At 71.2% G+C, this 18,507-nt stretch carries 15 protein-coding genes and 1 tRNA gene; 10 read left to right on the top strand and 6 right to left on the bottom strand.

Annotation, left to right across the window (positions count from 1 at the left end; translation table 11 throughout):
• Window positions 1–48 precede the first annotated feature (48 nt).
• Complete coding sequence (locus F6X53_RS12755) at window positions 49–348, top strand: RNA polymerase sigma factor region1.1 domain-containing protein (RefSeq protein ID WP_151000404.1); 300 nt, start codon at window positions 49–51, stop codon at window positions 346–348.
• Between the two features lie 690 nt (window positions 349–1,038).
• On the top strand, window positions 1,039–2,421 hold the full coding sequence (locus tag F6X53_RS12750) for a class II 3-deoxy-7-phosphoheptulonate synthase (RefSeq protein ID WP_151000403.1): 1,383 nt from the start codon (window positions 1,039–1,041) through the stop codon (window positions 2,419–2,421).
• Window positions 2,422–2,511: 90 nt separating this feature from the next.
• On the opposite strand, the gene cysS is transcribed toward F6X53_RS12750, so the two are convergent.
• Window positions 2,512–3,894 carry a cysteine--tRNA ligase gene (gene cysS / locus F6X53_RS12745; protein ID WP_151000402.1) on the bottom strand — a complete coding sequence of 461 codons (1,383 nt, stop codon included), beginning with the start codon at window positions 3,892–3,894 and terminating at the stop codon, window positions 2,512–2,514.
• 230 nt (window positions 3,895–4,124) lie between these two features.
• Between cysS and F6X53_RS12740 the strand changes: the two genes are divergently transcribed.
• Window positions 4,125–4,475 (top strand): hypothetical protein, encoded by a 351-nt coding sequence (locus F6X53_RS12740; protein ID WP_191970818.1) that lies wholly within the window; start codon window positions 4,125–4,127, stop codon window positions 4,473–4,475.
• Between the two features lie 13 nt (window positions 4,476–4,488).
• On the opposite strand, the gene F6X53_RS12735 is transcribed toward F6X53_RS12740, so the two are convergent.
• Window positions 4,489–4,995 (bottom strand): CreA family protein, encoded by a 507-nt coding sequence (locus F6X53_RS12735; protein ID WP_151000504.1) that lies wholly within the window; start codon window positions 4,993–4,995, stop codon window positions 4,489–4,491.
• A gap of 185 nt (window positions 4,996–5,180) precedes the next feature.
• On the opposite strand from F6X53_RS12735, the gene F6X53_RS12730 reads away from it, so the two are divergent.
• From F6X53_RS12730 to F6X53_RS12720, 3 genes are all read left to right on the top strand, one after another.
• Complete coding sequence (locus F6X53_RS12730; RefSeq protein WP_151000401.1) at window positions 5,181–6,182, top strand: DUF2865 domain-containing protein; 1,002 nt, start codon at window positions 5,181–5,183, stop codon at window positions 6,180–6,182.
• 230 nt (window positions 6,183–6,412) lie between these two features.
• Window positions 6,413–8,584, top strand: a complete 2,172-nt coding sequence (locus F6X53_RS12725; RefSeq protein ID WP_151000400.1) for an OmpA family protein — start codon at window positions 6,413–6,415, stop codon at window positions 8,582–8,584.
• 163 nt (window positions 8,585–8,747) lie between these two features.
• On the top strand, window positions 8,748–9,956 hold the full coding sequence (locus F6X53_RS12720) for an MFS transporter (protein ID WP_151000503.1): 1,209 nt from the start codon (window positions 8,748–8,750) through the stop codon (window positions 9,954–9,956).
• A 55-nt stretch (window positions 9,957–10,011) separates the two neighbouring features.
• On the opposite strand, the gene gltX is transcribed toward F6X53_RS12720, so the two are convergent.
• A complete protein-coding gene (gltX, locus tag F6X53_RS12715; RefSeq protein WP_151000399.1) occupies window positions 10,012–11,355 on the bottom strand; it encodes a glutamate--tRNA ligase in 1,344 nt (447 codons plus the stop codon).
• Between the two features lie 79 nt (window positions 11,356–11,434).
• Complete coding sequence (locus tag F6X53_RS12710; RefSeq protein ID WP_191970817.1) at window positions 11,435–11,917, bottom strand: PAS domain S-box protein; 483 nt, start codon at window positions 11,915–11,917, stop codon at window positions 11,435–11,437.
• A 171-nt stretch (window positions 11,918–12,088) separates the two neighbouring features.
• Between F6X53_RS12710 and F6X53_RS12705 the strand changes: the two genes are divergently transcribed.
• Together F6X53_RS12705 and F6X53_RS12700 are read left to right on the top strand one after the other, a co-directional pair.
• Window positions 12,089–12,163: transfer RNA gene (locus F6X53_RS12705), tRNA-Val, on the top strand.
• A gap of 153 nt (window positions 12,164–12,316) precedes the next feature.
• A complete protein-coding gene (locus F6X53_RS12700; RefSeq protein WP_151000397.1) occupies window positions 12,317–13,591 on the top strand; it encodes an efflux RND transporter periplasmic adaptor subunit in 1,275 nt (424 codons plus the stop codon).
• A gap of 11 nt (window positions 13,592–13,602) precedes the next feature.
• On the opposite strand, the gene F6X53_RS12695 is transcribed toward F6X53_RS12700, so the two are convergent.
• Window positions 13,603–14,013 (bottom strand): cupredoxin domain-containing protein, encoded by a 411-nt coding sequence (locus F6X53_RS12695; protein ID WP_238298571.1) that lies wholly within the window; start codon window positions 14,011–14,013, stop codon window positions 13,603–13,605.
• A 343-nt stretch (window positions 14,014–14,356) separates the two neighbouring features.
• On the opposite strand from F6X53_RS12695, the gene F6X53_RS12690 reads away from it, so the two are divergent.
• Together F6X53_RS12690 and F6X53_RS12685 are read left to right on the top strand one after the other, a co-directional pair.
• Window positions 14,357–17,212 (top strand): EAL domain-containing protein, encoded by a 2,856-nt coding sequence (locus tag F6X53_RS12690; RefSeq protein ID WP_238298360.1) that lies wholly within the window; start codon window positions 14,357–14,359, stop codon window positions 17,210–17,212.
• A complete protein-coding gene (locus F6X53_RS12685; RefSeq protein ID WP_151000395.1) occupies window positions 17,209–17,439 on the top strand; it encodes a hypothetical protein in 231 nt (76 codons plus the stop codon). Before F6X53_RS12690 ends, F6X53_RS12685 begins: the two co-directional genes overlap by 4 nt.
• 273 nt (window positions 17,440–17,712) lie before the next feature.
• Here the strand turns inward: F6X53_RS12685 and F6X53_RS12680 are convergent, their stop codons facing one another.
• Complete coding sequence (locus F6X53_RS12680; protein ID WP_151000394.1) at window positions 17,713–18,315, bottom strand: LOG family protein; 603 nt, start codon at window positions 18,313–18,315, stop codon at window positions 17,713–17,715.
• Between the last annotated feature and the right edge of the window lie 192 nt (window positions 18,316–18,507).

Genomic DNA, 18,507 nt, shown 5'->3' with positions numbered 1-18,507 from the left:
GGCGAAGAGGGGTCTCGACGGCGGGCGCCGCCGAGCCATATCAGGCGCATGGGCAAGCGAGACGAAGCGCACGCGAAGCGGCAGGCGATCATCGACGGGATGCTGGCCGACGCCCTGCGTCCGGCCTACAGCTACCGCCTGCCGAGCCACGACGCCCTCGCGGCCGACATTCGCCGCGCCATCGACCAGCTCCTCGCCAAGGCCGAGGCGCAGAGTAGCCGCTGCCTCACCTACGAGGATCTGGAAGAGGCCCTGCCGCCGCGCGACGTCTCGGCGGAGGATCTCGAAGCCATCTTCTGGATCCTGGCCGAGCACGGGATCGAGGTCGAGGACGGGGAGACGGGCTGAAGTCCCGGAATCCGGGGCTTGCCGAGCCGCACCGGGTTCGCCGAGCCAGAACAGCGGCGCTAGAGCCGCGCCCGATCGCGTTGCAACGGGCTGAAAAATAGGCAGCCCCGGTCCGGTTCGGCGCGACGGCCCCCCTCTCCCGTGCGGGAGAGGGTTGGGGTGAGGGGTGCGCGCTGTCCGGAGAAGTCGCACCCCTCACCCGTTCCGCTATCGCGGATTCGACCACTCCCGGACGGGAGAGGTGGGGGGCGCGCCATCGGCAGCGATGCGGGACGGGGTGTCGGAATGGGCGCCGGTGCCACGACCGGCCCCCTCTCCCGTGCGGGAGAGGGTTGGGGTGAGGGATGAGCGCCTTCAGGATGGAGCATGCGGTCGTATCGCCGGCTGGGCGCCGATCGGGCGCACCTCGTTCTGAAAGGTCTCGACCCTCACCCTGTCCCTCTCCCGCACGGGAGAGGGGATCCGCGCCCGCTTCGGCACAGGCGCGGCCGACAATCCCGTTGCAACGCGATCGGGAACAGCACTAGGACGGCGGTGACAAGGCCGCGAAGCCATATCGCGCCGCGATAGCGGCCCTGCGCGCCGTAACCTGATAACCCCTCGCATCCGCGCGCAATCCCCCGTATAAGCCGCGCTTTCCGCGCGGGATCTCCCGCGCGAAGCCCGCCGAGAGGTGTACGGGAGTTGGTCATGGGTGAGCGTTGGACACCGAAGACGTGGCGGAACCTGCCGATCCAGCAGGTGCCCCAGTATCCGGACACCGCCGCGCTCGAAGCGGTCGAGTCGCAGCTCGCCTCGTTTCCGCCCCTCGTTTTTGCAGGCGAGGCGCGCAAGCTGAAGAAGAGCCTCGCCAAGGTCGCGGCCGGCGAGGCGTTCCTTCTCCAGGGCGGCGATTGCGCCGAGAGCTTCGACGAGCATTCCGCCGACAACATCCGGGATTTCTTCCGCGTCTTCCTGCAGATGGCGCTGGTCCTCACCTTCGCGGGCGGCTCGCCCGTGGTGAAGGTCGGCCGCATCGCGGGGCAGTTCGCCAAGCCGCGCTCCTCGCCCACCGAGACGATGGACGGGGTCTCGCTGCCGAGCTACCGCGGCGACATCGTCAACGGGCTGACCTTCACGGACGAGGCCCGCATCCCCGATCCGCGCCGCCAGCTCGAAGCCTACCGGCAATCGGCCGCGACGCTGAACCTGCTGCGCGCCTTCGCGCAGGGCGGCTACGCGAATCTCGAGAACTCGCACCGCTGGATGCTCGGCTTCGTGAAGGATTCGCCGCAATCCTCGCGCTACGCCGATTGCGCCGAGCGGATGACGGAGGCGCTGAACTTCATGCGCGCCATCGGGATCAATCCCGAGACGCACCAGGAGGTCCGCACCACCGATTTCTACACCAGCCACGAGGCCCTGCTGCTTGGCTACGAGGAGGCGCTGACCCGCGTCGATTCGACGAGCGGCGACTGGTACGCCACCTCCGGGCACATGCTCTGGGTGGGCGACCGCACGCGCCAGGCCGACCACGCGCATATCGAGTACGCCCGGGGCATCAAGAACCCGATCGGCTTGAAATGCGGGCCCTCGATGACCGCCGAGGGGCTGATCCGCCTCATCGACGCGCTGAACCCCGAGGATGAGGCCGGCCGCCTGACCCTGATCTGCCGCTTCGGCGCCGACAAGGTCGGGGATCACCTGCCGAATCTGATCCGGGTGGTGGAGCGCGAGGGGCGCTCCGTCGTGTGGGCCTGCGACCCGATGCACGGCAACACCGTCGCGGCGGGGCGCTACAAGACGCGCCCGTTCGAGCGCGTGATGCAGGAGATCGAGAGCTTCTTCGACATCCACCGGTCGGAAGGCACGGTGGCGGGCGGCCTGCATCTCGAGATGACCGGGAAGGACGTCACCGAATGCACCGGCGGCGCCCGCGCGCTCACGGCGGACGACCTGCAGGACCGCTACCACACCTATTGCGACCCGCGCCTCAACGCGGAGCAGGCGCTGGAAGTGGCCTTCCTGACGGCGGAGCTCGTCAAGCGCGAGCAGGCCGAGATCGAGCGCCCGCGCCTCGACGCGGCGGAGTGAGACCGGCACCTCCGGGATGGGCTCGGCCCGTCCCGGAGGTCGACCGCGCCCCACTTGGGGGGCTTCGGGCCCGAGCGGCGGGGCGCGATCCTAGCCCGCCACGCTCCAGCTCGTCGTCCCGTCCTTGTTGTCCTTCACGGTGACGCCCATCGCCGCGAGCGCGTCGCGGACGCGGTCGGATTCCGCCCAGTCCTTGGCGGCCCGCGCCGCGCGGCGCGCCGCGATCAGCCCCTCGATCGCCCCGACATCGACGCCCGAGGCCGCGACCGTGGCGGCGTCCCGCTCGGAACGCGTCCGCGCGAGGAGGCCGAACAGGCCGGCGCCGGCCTTCAGCCGGGCCGGGTCGTCGAGCCGGTGCAGCTCTGCGAGCGCCGCCGCGGTGTTGAGGTCGTCGAGGAGGGGTTCGAGGACCGCCTCCGGCACCTCCCCGCCGCCCGGCATGTCGCCGATGGCGGCATACCAGCGGTCGAGGGTCCGGCTCGCCTCCTCGAGGCTCCGCAGGGTCCAGTCGATCGGCTGGCGGTAATGGGTACGCAGCATCGCGAGCCGCGCCACCTCGCCCGGCCAGTCATTCAGGACCTCCCGGATGGTGACGAAGTTGCCGAGCGATTTCGACATCTTCTCCCCCTCCACCTGGAGGAAGCCGTTATGCAGCCAGACATTGGCCATCACGGGCGTGCCGAAGCAGCAGCGCGACTGCGCCACCTCGTTCTCGTGGTGGGGAAAGATCAGGTCGATGCCGCCCGCGTGGATGTCGAAGGTCTCGCCGAGATGCTTCCACGACATCGCCGAGCACTCGATGTGCCAGCCCGGGCGCCCCGGGACGGGGATGCCCGCGGGGGAGGGCCAGGACGGCTCGCCGGGCTTGGAGGGCTTCCACAGGACGAAGTCGAGGGGCGAGCGCTTGTAGGGCGCGACCTCGACGCGGGCGCCGGCCTCCATCTCGTCGAGGGGCCGCTTCGAGAGCGCGCCGTAATCTCGCATCGCCGGCACGTCGAACAGCACGTGCCCCTCCGCCACGTAGGCGTGGCCGTTGGCCACCAGACGCTCGATCAGGGCGACCATCTCCAAGATGTGGTCGGTGGCGCGGGGCTCGATGAAGCGCGGGGGGGCGCCCGGACTGTTGACGTCCTCGGGCATCAGCACGCCGAGCGCCCGGATGTCGTCGTGGAAGGCCCGGAGGGTCCCGTCGGTGAGCTCGCGGATCGAGATGCCGCGCTCGGCCGCCCGGGCGTTGATCTTGTCGTCCACGTCCGTGACGTTGCGGGCATAGGTGACGTGGTCCGCGCCGTAGAGCTGGCGCAGCAGCCGGAACAGCAGGTCGAACACGATGATCGGCCGGGCATTGCCGATATGGGCGGCGTCGTAGACCGTCGGCCCGCAGGCATAGAGGCGCACGTTCGACGGATCGATCGGCGCGAAGGGCGCCTTCTCGCGGGTCAGCGTGTTGTAGAGCCGCAACAACGGGGCCATGAAACCAACTCTCGTCCCTGACGCCGCCGACGGGTCTCCCGGCCGTGTTGCGCGAAGGCGACGGCCCCGGCGGCTGACCTGCGCTAACCCAAAACGGTGAGCATTTCGAGAACGACGGCGGGCGAAGGCCCCGCCGATCGCGCCGAAAACGGACGACCGTCTAAAGCTTTTGTTTACCCACCCGTCGGAACTTCGGCCCAACCGGACTTCCCCGTGACGAGGAATTTTTCATGCGACGCTCGGCTCTCGGCCTCGGCGCCCTGTTCAGCGCAGTCCTGATCTCCTCCCTGGCGCACACGGCCCTCGCGGGCCCGGACGGAGAGACCCCGGCGCACGCCCCAGCCCAGGTCGAGAAGACCTTTTTGATCCCCTCGAGCGAGGGCTACGGCGTCGGCGACTGCCTCAGCGACGGCAAGAGCGAGTGCGGCCAGGTCGTCGCCAATGCCTGGTGCGAATCGCAAGGATTCGCCTCGGCCGGCTCCTACGGCATCGCGGCGGCCGACGAGTATACCGGCGCCATCGAGGCCGCCCCGGCCCCGAAGCTCGACGAGCGCCCGATCCGAATCACCTGCCGCGACTAGGTTTGCGCCCGGATCAGCCCTTGAGGAAGTCGGCGCATTTCGGCGGAGCCTCGGTGCCCCAGGGCATCAACGGCACCGTCGAGGTCGAGTTCTTGGGCGAGCCCTGGATCACCTTGTCCGAATAGACCATGTAGATCAGCGTGTTGCGCTTGGCGTCACAGCCGCGCACGATCTGCATCGACTTGAAGATCAGTGAGCGCCGCTCGCTGAACACGACCTCGCCCTGCCCGAACTTGCCCTTGAACTGCACCGGGCCGACCTGCCGGCAGGCGAGCGAGATGTCGGAGACGTCCTCGGCCAGGCCGAGGGTGCCCTTGATGCCGCCCTTCTCGGGCTGGGTGTAGTGGCAGGCGACGCCCCCGACGATCGGATCGTCGATCCCGTAGACCACGAGCTTGTCGTTGGGCGTCAGCGGCCGCCACACCGTCGATTTGTCGAAGATGCGGTCGGGCTCCTGCGCCGCCGCCGCGCCCGGGAGCGCCGCGAGCGCGGCCCCCAGCAGGAAGGCCGCGCGCGCCATCTCCCGGCCGCCTGTGAGACCCCGAAGCCACATCATCCGATCATTCCCCGCAACACAGCTGCCGCGCATGTAGTGGGGCTGTCGCCCGGGAGCGAGGGGGTTTAAAAAAGTTAAGTTCGTGCCGTTCCGGACCGTTCGCGGCCGGCCCGGAACTGCCAAGCTTCCAGCCCGTTGCCTCGAAAGCCATGCCGCTGATCCGTTCGCAGACATATCGGCTCGTCCGGGTGCTTGCCCTCGCTCTCGTCGCCCTCATGGGCGCCGGGGCGGTGCAGGCGATGGCGAATTCCGCCTGCCAGCGCTACCGCGCCGAGCTCGCCAATGTGAGCGACGGGGCGAGCGTCGCCCGCGCGCTCCAGGGCGAGATCGCCCGGCTCGAAGCCTATTACCGCACCCTCAATTGCGAGGGCGGCAAGTTCCTGTTCTTCGACACCCGCCCGCCGCAATGCGGCGCCGTCGAGCAGCGCATCCGCGCGCTCAATGCCGGCTACGGGGCCGAGAACGGCGAGGTCGCCGCCGCGCGCCGCCGCCAGCTCCAGGCCGCGGTGACGAGCGCCTGCGCCGACCAGCCGAAGAACGCCGACGGCACCCCCGACCAATATGCCCGCGGCGGGTCTCAGGTAATCTGCGTGCGCACCTGCGACGGCGCCTATTTCCCGATGAACAACCTGCCCGACGGGCGCGAGGGCGCCAACGAATTGTGCCAGGCCCTCTGCCCGGGCGCCGAGGCCGCCGCCTACTCGATGCCCCGGGGCGACGACGCGCTGAAATCGGCCGCCACCCTCAAGGGCAGCCGCTCCTACGCCTCGCTGGCCAACGCCTTCAAGTTCCAGAAGACCTTCGTGCCGAACTGCTCCTGCAAGCGCGAGGGGCAGAGCTGGGCCCAATCCCTGGTCAAGGCCGAGAGCATGCTGGTCCGGCACAAGGGCGACATCTTCGTGACCCCGATGCAGGCCGAGGCCCTGTCTCGCCCGAAGGTGCGCCTGACCCTCGTGGGACGCGCCGACAAGACCGCCGCCAGCCTCGCGGCGGATGCCGCCGGCCGCGCCGGGGAGGCGCCCCCCTTGAGCCCCGACGCCGCCATCGCGGGTGCCAAGGACGAGCGGCCCGCGATCCGGATCATCGCCCCCAACGTGATCGCGGTGCCGAAGCTCCCGACCCTCCCGGGCCCCGTCACCGCGACGCCCTGAACCGGGGCGGGATGCCCGCGCCGGTTCATGCCCGGAGATGCTCCGCAAGCCCGGATTGTAGAGCCGACGGACGTCCAGGCTCTCTCCGAAATTCTCGCACGCAGCTCGGTGAATAAAGCCAGGTCGCGCCACAGCATCGTCCGCGTCTCGATTTGACCTCCGGCGTTTTGGAACCATATCGGCCCGATCCTGTTGGGATCGCCCCGACCCAGAACGCGAGACATGACCTGATGCGGACAACCCGCCTGCTGCTCCTGACCGGCACCGTGCTGCCCGGCCTGCTTCTCTCGGGCCCGACCCTGTCGCGCCCCGCGGACATGGCCACTGGCACCCTCCTCTTGGCGCAGGGCGGCCCCGGCGGCGAGGGCCCGCGTGGTGGTGGCGAAGGTCCACGCGGCGGCGGCGAGGGCCCGCGCGGCGGCGGCGACGGCCCGCGCGGGGCACGCCCGGAGCGGGCGGCCCCGGAGCGCGCGGCCCCGGAACGGCCGGCCCCGGAACGGGGCCCGGCATCCGAGCGCGCCGCCCCGCCCGCGGCCCGGCCCGAGCCGCGCCCGGAGCGTGCGGCCCCGGAGCGCCGCGAGGAACGGCCGGCAGCGCGCCCGGAACGCGCGCCCGAGACGCGCCAGGACCGCGCGCCGGAGGCGCGCCCGGAGCGTGCGCCCGAACGGCCCGCGCCGCGGCAAGAGCGGCAAGAGCGTCCGGAGCCGCGCGAGGACCGCGCCCCCGCCGCGCGTCCGGACCGGCGAGACCCCGACGAGCGCCCGGCCGCCCGCGACCGCAACCCCGAACGGCCCGCCACCCCCGAGCGGGCCGCGCCCGATCGGCGCGAGGCGCCGGGACAGGAGCGCCGCGATACCGCCGCGCCCGAGCGGCGCGCGCCGGGCAGCGACACCTCGCCGGCCCAGCGCCCGGCGCCGACGCCCCAGCGTGCACCCGCGCCGCAGGCCGCCCCCGAGCCGCAGCGTGCGCCCGAGCCGCAGCGTGCGCCCGAGCCGCGCGGCGCCCCCGCCGAACGCACGGCGCCCAACGCCGCGCCAGGAATTCCCGGTCGCCCGGTCCGGCCGGATGCCGGAGCGCCGCGCCCGGATGCGCCGAGTTCCGACGCGCCGCGTCCCGGCGCCGCGCCACCCAACACCGCGCCCGGCCTGGCTCCCAACGCGGCACCCGGCGTGCCCGGTCGTCCCGTCCAGGCCCCGAACGCGGCGCCGGGCGTTCCGGGCCGTCCGGTCCAGCCCGATGCCGCGCCTCCGGGCGCCGGCGGCAATCTCAGGAGCGCACCGGGCGCCGCCCCGAATGCCCGTCCGGGCGTTCCCGGCCAGCCCGTCCCGGCGCCGGAGGCCGCCCCGCCCGGGGCCGGCGGCTTGCCGGCCGGGCGGACCGACGAGCGCGGCGGCCGGGACGAGCGCGGCCCGCGCGATGCAGGCGGCTTCAACACGCCCGGCCGCCCCGGCTACGTTCCGGGCGGCTTTCGCGATGACGACGACAATATTCGGGATTACGAGCGGATCCGGCGGGACCGGCGCGAGTACAATGAGGACGGGCGCACCTATATCCGCGAGCCCGGCCGCATCATCGTGCGCGACCGCGACGGCTACTTCATCCGCCACGACGAGAACGAGCGCTTCCGCGATCTCGACCGGGGCGCCTATCGCAGCGAGCGCCGGGGCGCCGACACCGTCACCTACCTGCAGCGCCCCGGCGGCGAGGTCATCGTCACCGTGGTGGACGATGACGGGCGGCTGCTGCGCCGCTCGCGCCGCTTCCGCGACGGGCGCGAGGTGGTGCTGATCGACAACGCCTCTGGCGGCCGGCCGCGCCCGATCTACGACGACGTGGTCGCCCTGCCGCCGCCCGATATCCGCATCCCGCGCGAGCGCTACGTCGTGGAGTACGACCGGGCGGACGAGCGCAGCGTCTACGAGGCCCTGTCGGCGCCTCCGGTGGTTCCGATCGAGCGGCGCTACACGCTCGATCAGGTCCGCTACAGCCCGCAATTGCGGGCCCGCATGCGCAGCGTCGACATCGACACGATCAACTTCGAATCGGGCTCCTTCACGGTGACGCCGGATCAGGCGGCGCGGCTTTCCACCATCGCGGCCGCGATCAACCAGGCGATCCGCGCCAACCCGCAGGAGGTGTTCCTGATCGAGGGCTACACAGACGCGGTCGGGGCCGATATCGACAACCTGTCCCTCTCGGACCGCCGGGCGCAATCGGTCGCGACCGTGCTGACCCAGCAATTCCAGGTGCCGCCCGAGAACCTGACGACGCAGGGCTATGGCGAGCAGTACCTGAAGGTGAACACGCAGAACGCCGCGCGGGAGAACCGGCGCGTCACGGTCCGGCGCATCACGCCCCTGATCCAGCAGGGCCAGGCCGAGGCGGCCCCGCCGCCGCGCTGAGCGGGCGGGCCCCCGCGGCGCCGGGCAGGCGCCGCGGGGAGGGCCACGCGCGTGACAGGGTTGCGCCGCTGCCCTGCGGCCACGGCGACTTCCGGTTGACGGCGCCGGCGACCGGGCCCAACACGCTCGGGGCCGGCGCGCGGAATGCGGGAGCAGCATGAGCATGGACGAGGCGAGCGCCCGGTTGATCGAGGCCGGGACGCCGGTCTTTCGCCGGACCACGATCGCGCTGGCGGCGGCCGGTTTCTCCACCTTCGCGGTGCTCTACGGGGTGCAGCCCCTGCTGCCGGTCTATGCGGAGGATTTCGGGGTCTCGCCGGCCGAGAGCAGCCTCGCGCTGTCGCTGCCCTGCGCCATGCTGGCGATCGCGCTGCTGGTCGTCAGCCCGCTCTCGGAGGTCTGGGGCCGCAAGCCCGTGATGACCGCCTCGCTCTTCGCCTCGGCGCTCCTCACCATCGTGGCCGCCCTGGTGCCGAGCTGGCACGGCTTCCTGGTCCTGCGCGCCCTCACGGGGCTCACCGCGAGCGGATTGCCGGCGGTCGCCATGGCGTATCTCAGCGAGGAGATGCACGGGCGCTCCATCGGCCTGTCGATGGGGCTCCTCATCGGCGGCAATGCGCTCGGGGGCATGGTCGGGCGCCTGATCGCCGGCGTCATCGCCGATCACGGCTCCTGGCGGCTCGGGCTCGGCACCATCGGGGTCCTGGCTCTGTTGGCCGCCATCGCCTTCTGGCGGGCGCTGCCGCCCTCGCGGCGCTTCGTGCGCAGCGATCTCGCCTGGCGCGCGGTTCCGGCCACCTTCGGCCAGCATTTCCGCGATCCCGGCCTGCCCTGGCTCTTTTCCGAGGCCTTCCTGCTGATGGGCGGCTTCGTCTGCATCTACAATTACATCGGCTTCCGCCTGCTGGATCCGCCCTTCTCCCTGAGCCAGAGCGCCATCGGGGCGATCTTCGTCGTCTATCTCGCCGGCACCGCGAGCTCCGCCCTCACCGGCGAGATCGCGAGCCGGCTCGGGCGCCGCAAGGTGCTCTGGCTCGCCATCACGGTCGGGCTCGTCGGCATCCTCATGACCTTGTCGCAGAACCTCTGGGTCATCATCGCCGGGATCGTGGTCGTGACGGTGGGCTTCTTCGGGGCCCATTCGGTGGCGTCGAGCTGGATCGGGCGCCGGGCCCTGCGCGACCGCGCCCAGGCCTCGTCGATCTATCTCTGCCTCTATTACCTCGGCTCCTCGATCCTCGGCACGGCCGGCGGCTGGTTCTTCGCCCATTCGGGCTGGACCGGCGTCGTGGTCTTCGTCGGCGGCCTCTACGGCATCGCCCTGGCGATCGCGATCCGCCTCGCGCGCCTCGCGCCGCTCAGGACGACGTAACCGGCCCGCATCCGGACGATCGCGGGGCGAGGGGGCAGGACGGAAGGCGCCGGCCTCACGCCGTCTCGCCGGCGAGACGGCGGGCAACGCGCGCGCGCCCGATGAGCGGCAGCAGACCCGCGAGGTCCGGCCCGTGGTCGAGCCCCGTGAGGGCGAGGCGCAGGGGCATGAACAGGGCCTTGCCCTTGGCGCCCGTGCGCTCGCGGATCGCGCCGGTCCAGGCCTTCCAGGTCTCCGGGCCCCAGGGTTCGGGCGGCAGGGTCTCGGCGGCGGCGGCGATCAGAGCCGCGTCCGTGAGCGCCGGAATCACCGGGCCGGCGACCACGACCCACCAGTCGCGGGCCTCCCGGACCTTCTGGAGATTGGCCCGGACCGCGCCCCAGAACGGCTCGGCGTAGTCCTCCGGAATGCCGAGGGCGAGGAGGCGCGCGCGGGCCTCACCGAAGGGCATCTCGTGGACGAGGCGCCCGTTCAGCGCGTCGAGATCGTGCGGATCGAACTTCGCGGGGGCGCGCGAGATATGCGCAAGGTCGACGAGGCCCGCGAGTTCGTCGAGGGAGGCGACGGGGCGCACCGATTCCGCCGATCCCGTCAGCACCGCCAGCGAGCGCACGGCGGCGGGCTCGTAGCCGGCCTCGCGCAGGCCGCGCAGCGACAGGTGGCCGAGGCGCTTCGACAGGCCCTCGCCATCCGCGGTGGTCAGGAGATTGTGGTGCCCGAAGACCGGCACCGGCCGGCCGAGCGCCTCGAAGATCTGCACCTGCACGCCCGTATTGGTGACGTGGTCCTCGCCGCGGATGATGTGCGTGACGCCCATCTCGGCATCGTCGACCACGGAGGGCAGGGTGTAGAGGTAGGTGCCGTCGGCCCGGATCAGGACCGGGTCGGACAGGGAGGCGCAGTCGATATGCGCCTGGCCGCGCACGAGGTCGTCCCAGGTGACGGTGCGGTGGTCGAGCTTGAACCGCCAATGCGGCCGGCGGCCCTCCGCCTCGTAGGCGGCGCGCTCCTCCGCCGTGAGGGCGAGGGCGGCGCGGTCATAGATCGGCGGCAGCCCGCGGCCGAGCTGGCGCTTGCGCCGCCGGTCGAGCTCCTCCGGGGTCTCGTAGCAGGCATAGAGCCGACCGAGGGCGCGCAGGCGCTCGGCCGCGGCGTCATAGGTCGCGACCCGGTCGGATTGCCGCGCGCGCAGGTCCGGCACGATGCCGAGCCAGGCGAGGTCCTCCTCGACCGCAGCCGCGTAGGCCTCGGTCGAGCGCTCCCGGTCGGTGTCGTCGAGGCGCAAGAGGAAGCGCCCGCCCCGCGCCCGCGCGAACAGGGCGTTGAGGAGCGCCGGACGGGCGTTGCCGATATGCAGGTAGCCCGTGGGCGAGGGGGCGAAGCGGACGAGTGGTTCCATGGCCGACGTCCTAGCGGATTTTCGCGCGGCGTCGATCCGGTTCGCGCAAGGCCGGGTCTCGCGGGCCGCAGGCTCGCCCCTAGCGCAGCCAGCGCTCGGTCCGGTCGAGCAGGGCGCGGCTCTCCGCGATCCGATCGAAGGACCGGACCAGGACGTGGCGGTCGGCCTCCGGGAGCATCCCCGCCTTGAACGAGCCCTGGATGGCATTTCGATTCGGCTCGTTGAGCTCCGGCAGCGGCCGGCAGACGGCGATGAGCGAGCCGCCCGCATCCCGGCTGCAGAGCATCGAGGCGCGCACCTCCACCCAGACAGCGCGCCCGCTCCGGCGCACGTAGCGCTTGCGCAGGCTGAAGGGCTGCCCGGTCCGGGCGAGCTCCTCGAGCAGGCGGGCATTGGCCTGCCAATCGTCCGGATGCGTGACGTCGGCCACCCGCTTGATCAGCAATTCCTCGACCGGGTACCCGAGGATTTCGGCGTAGCGCGTGTCGGCCTGGACGAACCGGCCCTCGAGATCCGTGACCGCGTAGGCGATCCCGGATCGCAGATTCCATTCCGAGATCACAGCCTGCCTCCAGACCTCCCGATGCCTGCGGCCACGGGGGAGCGATCTTGCTACGATTCCGCCGATGATTTCCACTCGCAATCCCGCGCCGACCGACCGGGCTGGCCCGGCGGCGCCGGCCGCATCGGGCTTGACGCGGCCGCATGACCGGCCCTAGAAGGCCCTCGGTCCGGGTGCGTAGCTCAGCGGGAGAGCATTCGCTTCACACGCGAAGGGTCACAGGTTCGATCCCTGTCGCGCCCACCATTTTCTTTAAATCGTTGCATTTACGTCGCACGCTCGCGCTCCAGCTGTGTGCGCCGTCGCATGCGTCATCGCGCGGCTCTAGGACCGGGCGGCGGCACGGTATAGGGTCTACCACATTCCGCTGGCGTCTCCGGGCTCGAGGATCCGCAATTCATGAAAGCGCACGGTGACGTGCACGAGATCCCGCCGCCGCCGCGCACGGGACCGTTCCTCCTCGTCGGGCTCGTCGCCCTCGGCCTCCTCGGCTGGGGCGGCTACGGGAAATGGCAGCAGCGGGCCGCGGCAACGGAGACGCAGCGCAAGGTCAAGGACTTCGTCCCGCGCCTGCGCACGACCGGGGTGGAGCGGGTCGAGACGCCCGTCGACCTGACCCTGCCGGGCGAGACCCAGGCCTTCGCCAAGGCGGCGATCTTCGCCCGCGCCACCGGCTACGTCGCCGAGCGCCGGGTCGATATCGGGTCCCGGGTCAAGGCGGGCGACATCCTGCTCCGGATCGCGGCGCCCGATCTCGACCAGCAACTCGCCCAGGCCGAAGCGCAGCTCGGCCAGCAGGAGGCGCAGCTCCTCCAAGCCAAGGCGATGGTCGATCAGGCCCGCGCCAACGTGAACCTCGCCAACGTCACGAATAGCCGCACCAGCACCCTCGCGGTGCAGGGCTGGGCCTCCCGCCAGAACGCCGACAACTCGCAGGCCGGCGTGCTGAGCCAATCCGCCAACCTCGCCTCGGCGGAGGCCGGCGTGAAGGTGGCGGAGGCCAACATCAAGGCGCAGGGCGCCACGGTGGACCGCCTGAAGGCCCTGACGGGCTTCAAGGACGTGGTCGCGCCCTTCGACGGCGTGGTGACGACCCGGACCGTCGATGTCGGCGACCTCGTCAAGGCGGATGCGGGCGGCACGCCGCTCCTGACCATGGACCGCGACGACATCCTGCGCATCTCCGTGAACGTGCCGCAGAACGCGGCGGTCGGCGTCGCCCCGGGCGTCGAGGCCAGCATCAAGGTGCCGCAGATGCCCGACCGCGCCTTCCGGGGGCGGGTCGAGCGCAGCTCCGTGGCGCTCCTGACCGCATCCCGCACCCTGACCACGCAGGTCGACGTGCCGAACCCGGACGGGACCCTGCGGGCCGGCCTCTACGTCTACGTCACGCTGCAGATCCCCCGTACCGCCCCCGCCATCGTGGTGCCGGCCGAGGCCCTGGTGTTCAACCAGAACGGCACGCAGGTGGTGGTGATGCGCGAGGACGGCCACGCGGAATGGCGCGGCGTCCATATCAAGCGGGATTTCGGCCAGACGATCGAGCTCGACCAAGGCCTGTCCGGCCACGAGCGCATCGTCCTCAGCCCGCCGCCGGACCTGCGCGACGGGCAGCCGATCGAGCGCGCGCCCGATCCCGAGCCGGGCAAGCCGGTTCAGGCGGCGGCGCGCTGAGGCCTCCGGGCTCAGTTCACCCGGACGGCGAGCTTCATCTTGGGGTGGATGCCGCAGAGCACCTGGAAGCTGCCGCTTTCCGTGAAGGTGATGGCCGTGCGGCTGCCCGGCATCTGGTCGCCGGAATCGAAGTTGAAGCGGTCCGCCTCGACGTAGAGGTGATGCAGCAGGTCGCTGTCGTCGTTGACGATCGTGATCGTCTCGCCCCGCTCCACCACGAGGCTCGCGGGCTGGAAGGCGCGGCCCTTCTGCGAGATGACCCGGCCGCTCGCCTCGATGGTCGTCACGAGCCCGAGGCCGGTCAGCATCCCGGCGAGGAGGGCGGGGCCGGTGCTGGCCGCGAGCCGGCGCAGGCGCCGCGACAGGGCGGTGACCGGACGGGCGGCGTGCGGGTCGACGAGAGGCGAGGTGGCGAGAATCATCGGCGGTCTCTGGCGCGGTCCCGAACGTTATCGGCCGAGTGTTTAAGAATCCGCTTTGGACTTCTTTGGATTCCGGCACACGGATATGCGCGGATGCGGCCCGCGCGTCCGAAGTTCCATCGTGATCCGGCAACACAGCTTTCCGAACGCGCAGTGCACGGCATCCTCGACCTTCGGGACGGGCCGCCGCCACGCGGCTAGCCTCGTCGTGGATGGGGGTCCGTGCCGGCCGATCTCGGCTAATCGCCTCTTAAGATGTGCGAACTACGGTCGCCCGGCATGGGATGAGGATTGCTGCGTTTCGATGCGACGGAACCGGACCGAACCGAGCGATGGCGAAAAGATGTCGGCGGCGGGCACGCCGCGGCGCGTCGCCGACCGCCTGTCGACCATCCGTGGGCGCATCTTCATCGCCTTCCTGATCATGAGCCTGATCACGGGGGCGCTCGGCATCTACGCGACCCTCGGCATCCGGCAGGCCGGGTTCCTGGTCAACCGGACCTACGACCAGTCGCTGATGTCGATCAATTACGCGCGGGCGGCGGCGACGGATTTCGCCAAGATGCGCGCCGTCTTCGTCCGCCGCACCATCGCGCCGGATGCGGCGACCCGCGCCAGGCTCGACGCGGAGCTGGCCGAGCTGGCGATCAACCTCGCCGAGGACCTCACCATCGCGGTCGAGCGCTCGCAATCGGACCGGGCCGCCCGGGCCGGCATCGCCGTGCAGGGCGCTGTCTCGACCTGGGACGAGATCCGCCGCGGCCTCGACCTCACCGCCGCCACGTCCTCGGCCTGGGAGGCGCTCGACCGCCAGGCCGCCATGGTCGACGGCCAGATCGACATGCTGGTCAACTACACGGCCGGCGACGGCTTCACCTATCGCCAGACCGCCCGCACCATCGTGGCCAGCGAGATCCGCTTCTACGCGGCCGCCACCGGCATCGCGCTGCTGCTCTCGGCCGTCGTCGCCTGGCTCCTGAACCGGCGCATCATGCGGCCCGTCAAGGCGGCCTCGGCGGCGGCCGAGCGCATCGCGGCCGGCCGCCTCGACGACGCCATCCCGATCGGCGGGCGCGACGAGCTCGGCGCGCTCCTGCGCGCCATGGGGAGCATGCGCGACAACATCCGGGCGATGATGGCCCGCGAGGTCAACCAGCGCCGCTCGGCCCAGGCCATGCTCGCCGACGCGCTGGAGAGCTCCCGCGAGGGCGTCGTGGTGGTCGACGCGGAGGGCCGCATCGCCCTCGCCAACGCCCAGGCGGCGGATTTCTTCGGCGGGCAGGCCGGCGCCATGGAGCCCGGCGCCATGGAGCCGGGCGCGCCGGTGGCGGCTTTGCCCGCGCGCGGCGCCGACCCGGCCGCGCGCGTCCTCGATTCCGCGCGGACGCTCGCCCGCGACGGCGAGGTGCGCCTCGCCGACGGGCGCTGGCTGCGCGTCAGCCGCAGCGCCACCCAGGCCGGGGGCTTCGTGGCGGTCTGCAGCGACATCAGCGTGCTGAAGGAGCAGGAGGCGCGCCTCACCGCCACGAATCTGCGCCTCGACGCCGCCCTCGACAACATGTCGCAAGGCCTCTGCCTCTACGACGCCGATCATCGGCTGATGGTGGTCAACCGGCGCTACTGCGAGATCTACGGGCTGGCGCCCGGAAGCATCGCGGCCGGGATCAGCGCCCGCGACGTGCTCCAACGCTGCATCGAGGCCGGCAACCACCCGGGCCGCACCGTCGCCGACCTGCAGGTCGAGGAGGCTGAGGCCTTCGGGCGCGCGGAGGGCCGGACCTTCGTCCAGGAACTCGGCGACGGCCGCATCGTGGCGATCGAGAAGCGCTCGACCGCCGATGGCGGCTTCGTGGCCACCTACGAGGACGTCACCGAGCGCCGGCACGCGGAGGCGCGCATCGCCTTCATGGCCCGCCACGACGCCCTCACGAACCTGCCCAACCGCATCTTCCTCGGCGAGCAGATCGACAGCGCCATCGCGCAGGCCGGGCGCGACAGCGGCTTCGCCGTGCTCTGCCTCAACCTCGACGATTTCAAGCTCGTCAACGACACGCTGGGCCATCCCTGCGGCGACGAGTTGCTGCGCGCCGCCGCGAGCCGCCTCGGCGCCTGCGTGCGCGAGGTCGACAGCCTCGCGCGCCTGGGCGGCGACGAGTTCGCCATCGTCCAGCGCGGCGTCGACCGCCCGGAAGATGCCGCGATCCTGGCGCGCCGCATCATCGACGTGCTCGGCGCCCCCTACACGCTCGCCGACCACACGGTGACGCTCGGCGTCAGCATCGGGATCTCGCTCGCGCCGAGCGACGGCATGTCCTGCGACAAGCTCCTGAAGAACGCCGACGTCGCCCTCGACCGGGCCAAGGCCGAGGCCCGCGGCTCGTTCCGCTTCTTCGAGCCCGAGATGGATGCCCGCCTGCAGGCCCGCCGCCTGCTGGAGCGCGACCTGCGCGAGGCCGTGGCGGCGGAGAGCTTCGAACTTCATTACCAGCCGATCTACGATCTCAACGCCGAGCGCGTCTGCGGCTTCGAGGCCCTGCTGCGCTGGAACCACCCCGAGCGCGGCCGGATCTCGCCCGCCGAATTCATCCCCTTGGCGGAGGAGCTCGGCCTCATCATTCCGCTCGGCGAGTGGGTGATGCGCCGGGCCTGCCAGGAGGCGAGCCGCTGGCCGGAGGGCCTCAAGGTCGCCGTCAACGTCTCGGCCGTGCAATTCACCTCGGCGCGCCTCATCGGCGCCGTGCGCGAGGCCCTCGCGGCCAGCGGCCTGCCTGGCCGGCGCCTCGAACTCGAGATCACCGAATCGGTCCTCGTCGCCAATCCGGGCACCACCACCGCGATGCTGCACAGCCTGAAGGGGCTCGGCGCCCGCGTCTCCATGGACGATTTCGGCACCGGCTATTCCTCGTTGAGTTACCTGCGCTCCTTCCCGTTCGACAAGATCAAGATCGACCAGTCCTTCGTGCGCGATCTCGGACAGGCGGACGATTCGGGCTTCATCGTGCGAGCCGTGATCGGCCTCGGCGCGAGCCTCGGCATGACCACCACCGCCGAGGGCGTCGAGACCGAGGCTCAGCTCGCGCGCCTGCGCGAAGAGGGCTGCGACGAGGTCCAGGGCTACCTCTTCAGCCGGCCCGTCCCGTCCTCCGACATTCCCGGATTGCTGCGACGCTGGAACGGCGAGGCGCGCGCCATCGCGTGACCGTTCTCCGTCAAGCCGCGAGCAACCGCGCAAGCAACGTGCAGCAGCCTATCGCTTATCCACCGAGGCAGGCCGACTTTGGAGGAACCCGAATACCGCGCGCTTCGTTGAGTCGAGCTTTCGTTCAACGGAGAATCGTCATGCTCAAGGGTGGTCTTCTCTGGCTCATCGGCATTCCGCTGCCGATCATCCTGCTGATCTATTTCTTCACCAACTGGCTGCACTGAGCCTTCGCCGCTCGAATGCCCCGGCGTGACGTCGGAGCCGGCCTGTACGGCGAGGATCGTCTTTTCGCCCGGTCGGCCGCTCCGGCTTCCGGGCGCCGCGGTGACTGATGCGGCTCGGATTCGGCTTTGAGGCCAGCGGCGCCCGCGCGGAGCGGGGGCCGCGATGTCCCATCGGCCTGACACGGCCGGTCGGCGCGCGATCGATGATCGGCCCGCGCTCGGTGATGCGAGGCGAGCCCGACGCCGCGAGGCACGCCGCTCCGGCGGCGGTGCCTAGAACTTGTCGACGATGAACTCCTCGGCCTCCGGCGCGGGCTTCGTCCGGGCGAGCGCTTCCGAGAGCATCGGGACGACCGAGGCGGCGTCGGGCGCCACCAGATAGTTCAGGTCGAGCCCGGCCCGGATGAAGCCGTGGCCCCGCATGTGATCGAACAGGGTCAGGAGCGGCGTCCAGAAATCCGCGATCGAGACCAGCAGGATCGGCTTGCGGTGTTGCCCGAGCTGGGCCCAGGTGAGCTGCTCGACCAACTCCTCCAGGGTCCCGATGCCGCCGGGCAGCGCCACGAACGCGTCCGAGCGGTCGAACATCAGGCGCTTGCGGGTGTGCATGTCGCCGACCACGATGGTCTCCTGAATATCGTCGAGCATGCGCTCCCGCGATTTCAGGAAATCCGGGATGATGCCGGTGACGTGGCCGCCGCCGTCCAGAACCGCCCGGGCCACTGTCCCCATCAGCCCGACATTGCCGCCGCCGTAGACGAGGCCGATCCCGGCTTGCGCCAGCGCGGCGCCGAGCACCTCCGCCGCCTGCCGGAAGGCCGGATCCTCGCCGAACCCGGAGCCGCAATACACACAGACTGTCTTCACCGGAGCCATCCGGCGTCCTCCATGGTTTTCAACGCGTACGGCGCGAGCCGCTCGGCAAGGTCGGTCCCGGACGGGCACGAGCTGCGCCAAACTGCTGAATTCGCGCGAGATTCGTCCCGGGGCGGGCGGGACAGGCTTGGTGTCTCGGCCATGTACGTTAATATGCCGCGATCCGTCGACGGTTTTTGTCGCCAGGCTCTC

The sequence above is a fragment of the Methylobacterium soli genome (assembly GCF_008806385.1).
GTDB classification, from domain to species: domain Bacteria; phylum Pseudomonadota; class Alphaproteobacteria; order Rhizobiales; family Beijerinckiaceae; genus Methylobacterium; species Methylobacterium soli.
The sequence above is the reverse complement of the archived record's forward strand: the minus strand, read 5'-3'. Positions and strand labels throughout refer to the sequence as shown.

What these genes read in the sequence shown, in the direction of transcription:
- F6X53_RS12755 (WP_151000404.1), top strand. Translation starts at nt 49, where the DNA reads ATGGGCAAGCGAGACGAAGCGCACGCGAAGCGGCAGGCGATCATCGAC.
- F6X53_RS12750 (WP_151000403.1), top strand. Translation starts at nt 1,039, where the DNA reads ATGGGTGAGCGTTGGACACCGAAGACGTGGCGGAACCTGCCGATCCAG.
- cysS (WP_151000402.1), bottom strand. Translation starts at nt 3,894, where the DNA reads ATGGCCCCGTTGTTGCGGCTCTACAACACGCTGACCCGCGAGAAGGCG.
- F6X53_RS12740 (WP_191970818.1), top strand. Translation starts at nt 4,125, where the DNA reads ATGCGACGCTCGGCTCTCGGCCTCGGCGCCCTGTTCAGCGCAGTCCTG.
- F6X53_RS12735 (WP_151000504.1), bottom strand. Translation starts at nt 4,995, where the DNA reads ATGGCGCGCGCGGCCTTCCTGCTGGGGGCCGCGCTCGCGGCGCTCCCG.
- F6X53_RS12730 (WP_151000401.1), top strand. Translation starts at nt 5,181, where the DNA reads ATGCCGCTGATCCGTTCGCAGACATATCGGCTCGTCCGGGTGCTTGCC.
- F6X53_RS12725 (WP_151000400.1), top strand. Translation starts at nt 6,413, where the DNA reads ATGCGGACAACCCGCCTGCTGCTCCTGACCGGCACCGTGCTGCCCGGC.
- F6X53_RS12720 (WP_151000503.1), top strand. Translation starts at nt 8,748, where the DNA reads ATGGACGAGGCGAGCGCCCGGTTGATCGAGGCCGGGACGCCGGTCTTT.
- gltX (WP_151000399.1), bottom strand. Translation starts at nt 11,355, where the DNA reads ATGGAACCACTCGTCCGCTTCGCCCCCTCGCCCACGGGCTACCTGCAT.
- F6X53_RS12700 (WP_151000397.1), top strand. Translation starts at nt 12,317, where the DNA reads ATGAAAGCGCACGGTGACGTGCACGAGATCCCGCCGCCGCCGCGCACG.
- F6X53_RS12695 (WP_238298571.1), bottom strand. Translation starts at nt 14,013, where the DNA reads ATGATTCTCGCCACCTCGCCTCTCGTCGACCCGCACGCCGCCCGTCCG.
- F6X53_RS12690 (WP_238298360.1), top strand. Translation starts at nt 14,357, where the DNA reads ATGTCGGCGGCGGGCACGCCGCGGCGCGTCGCCGACCGCCTGTCGACC.
- F6X53_RS12680 (WP_151000394.1), bottom strand. Translation starts at nt 18,315, where the DNA reads ATGGCTCCGGTGAAGACAGTCTGTGTGTATTGCGGCTCCGGGTTCGGC.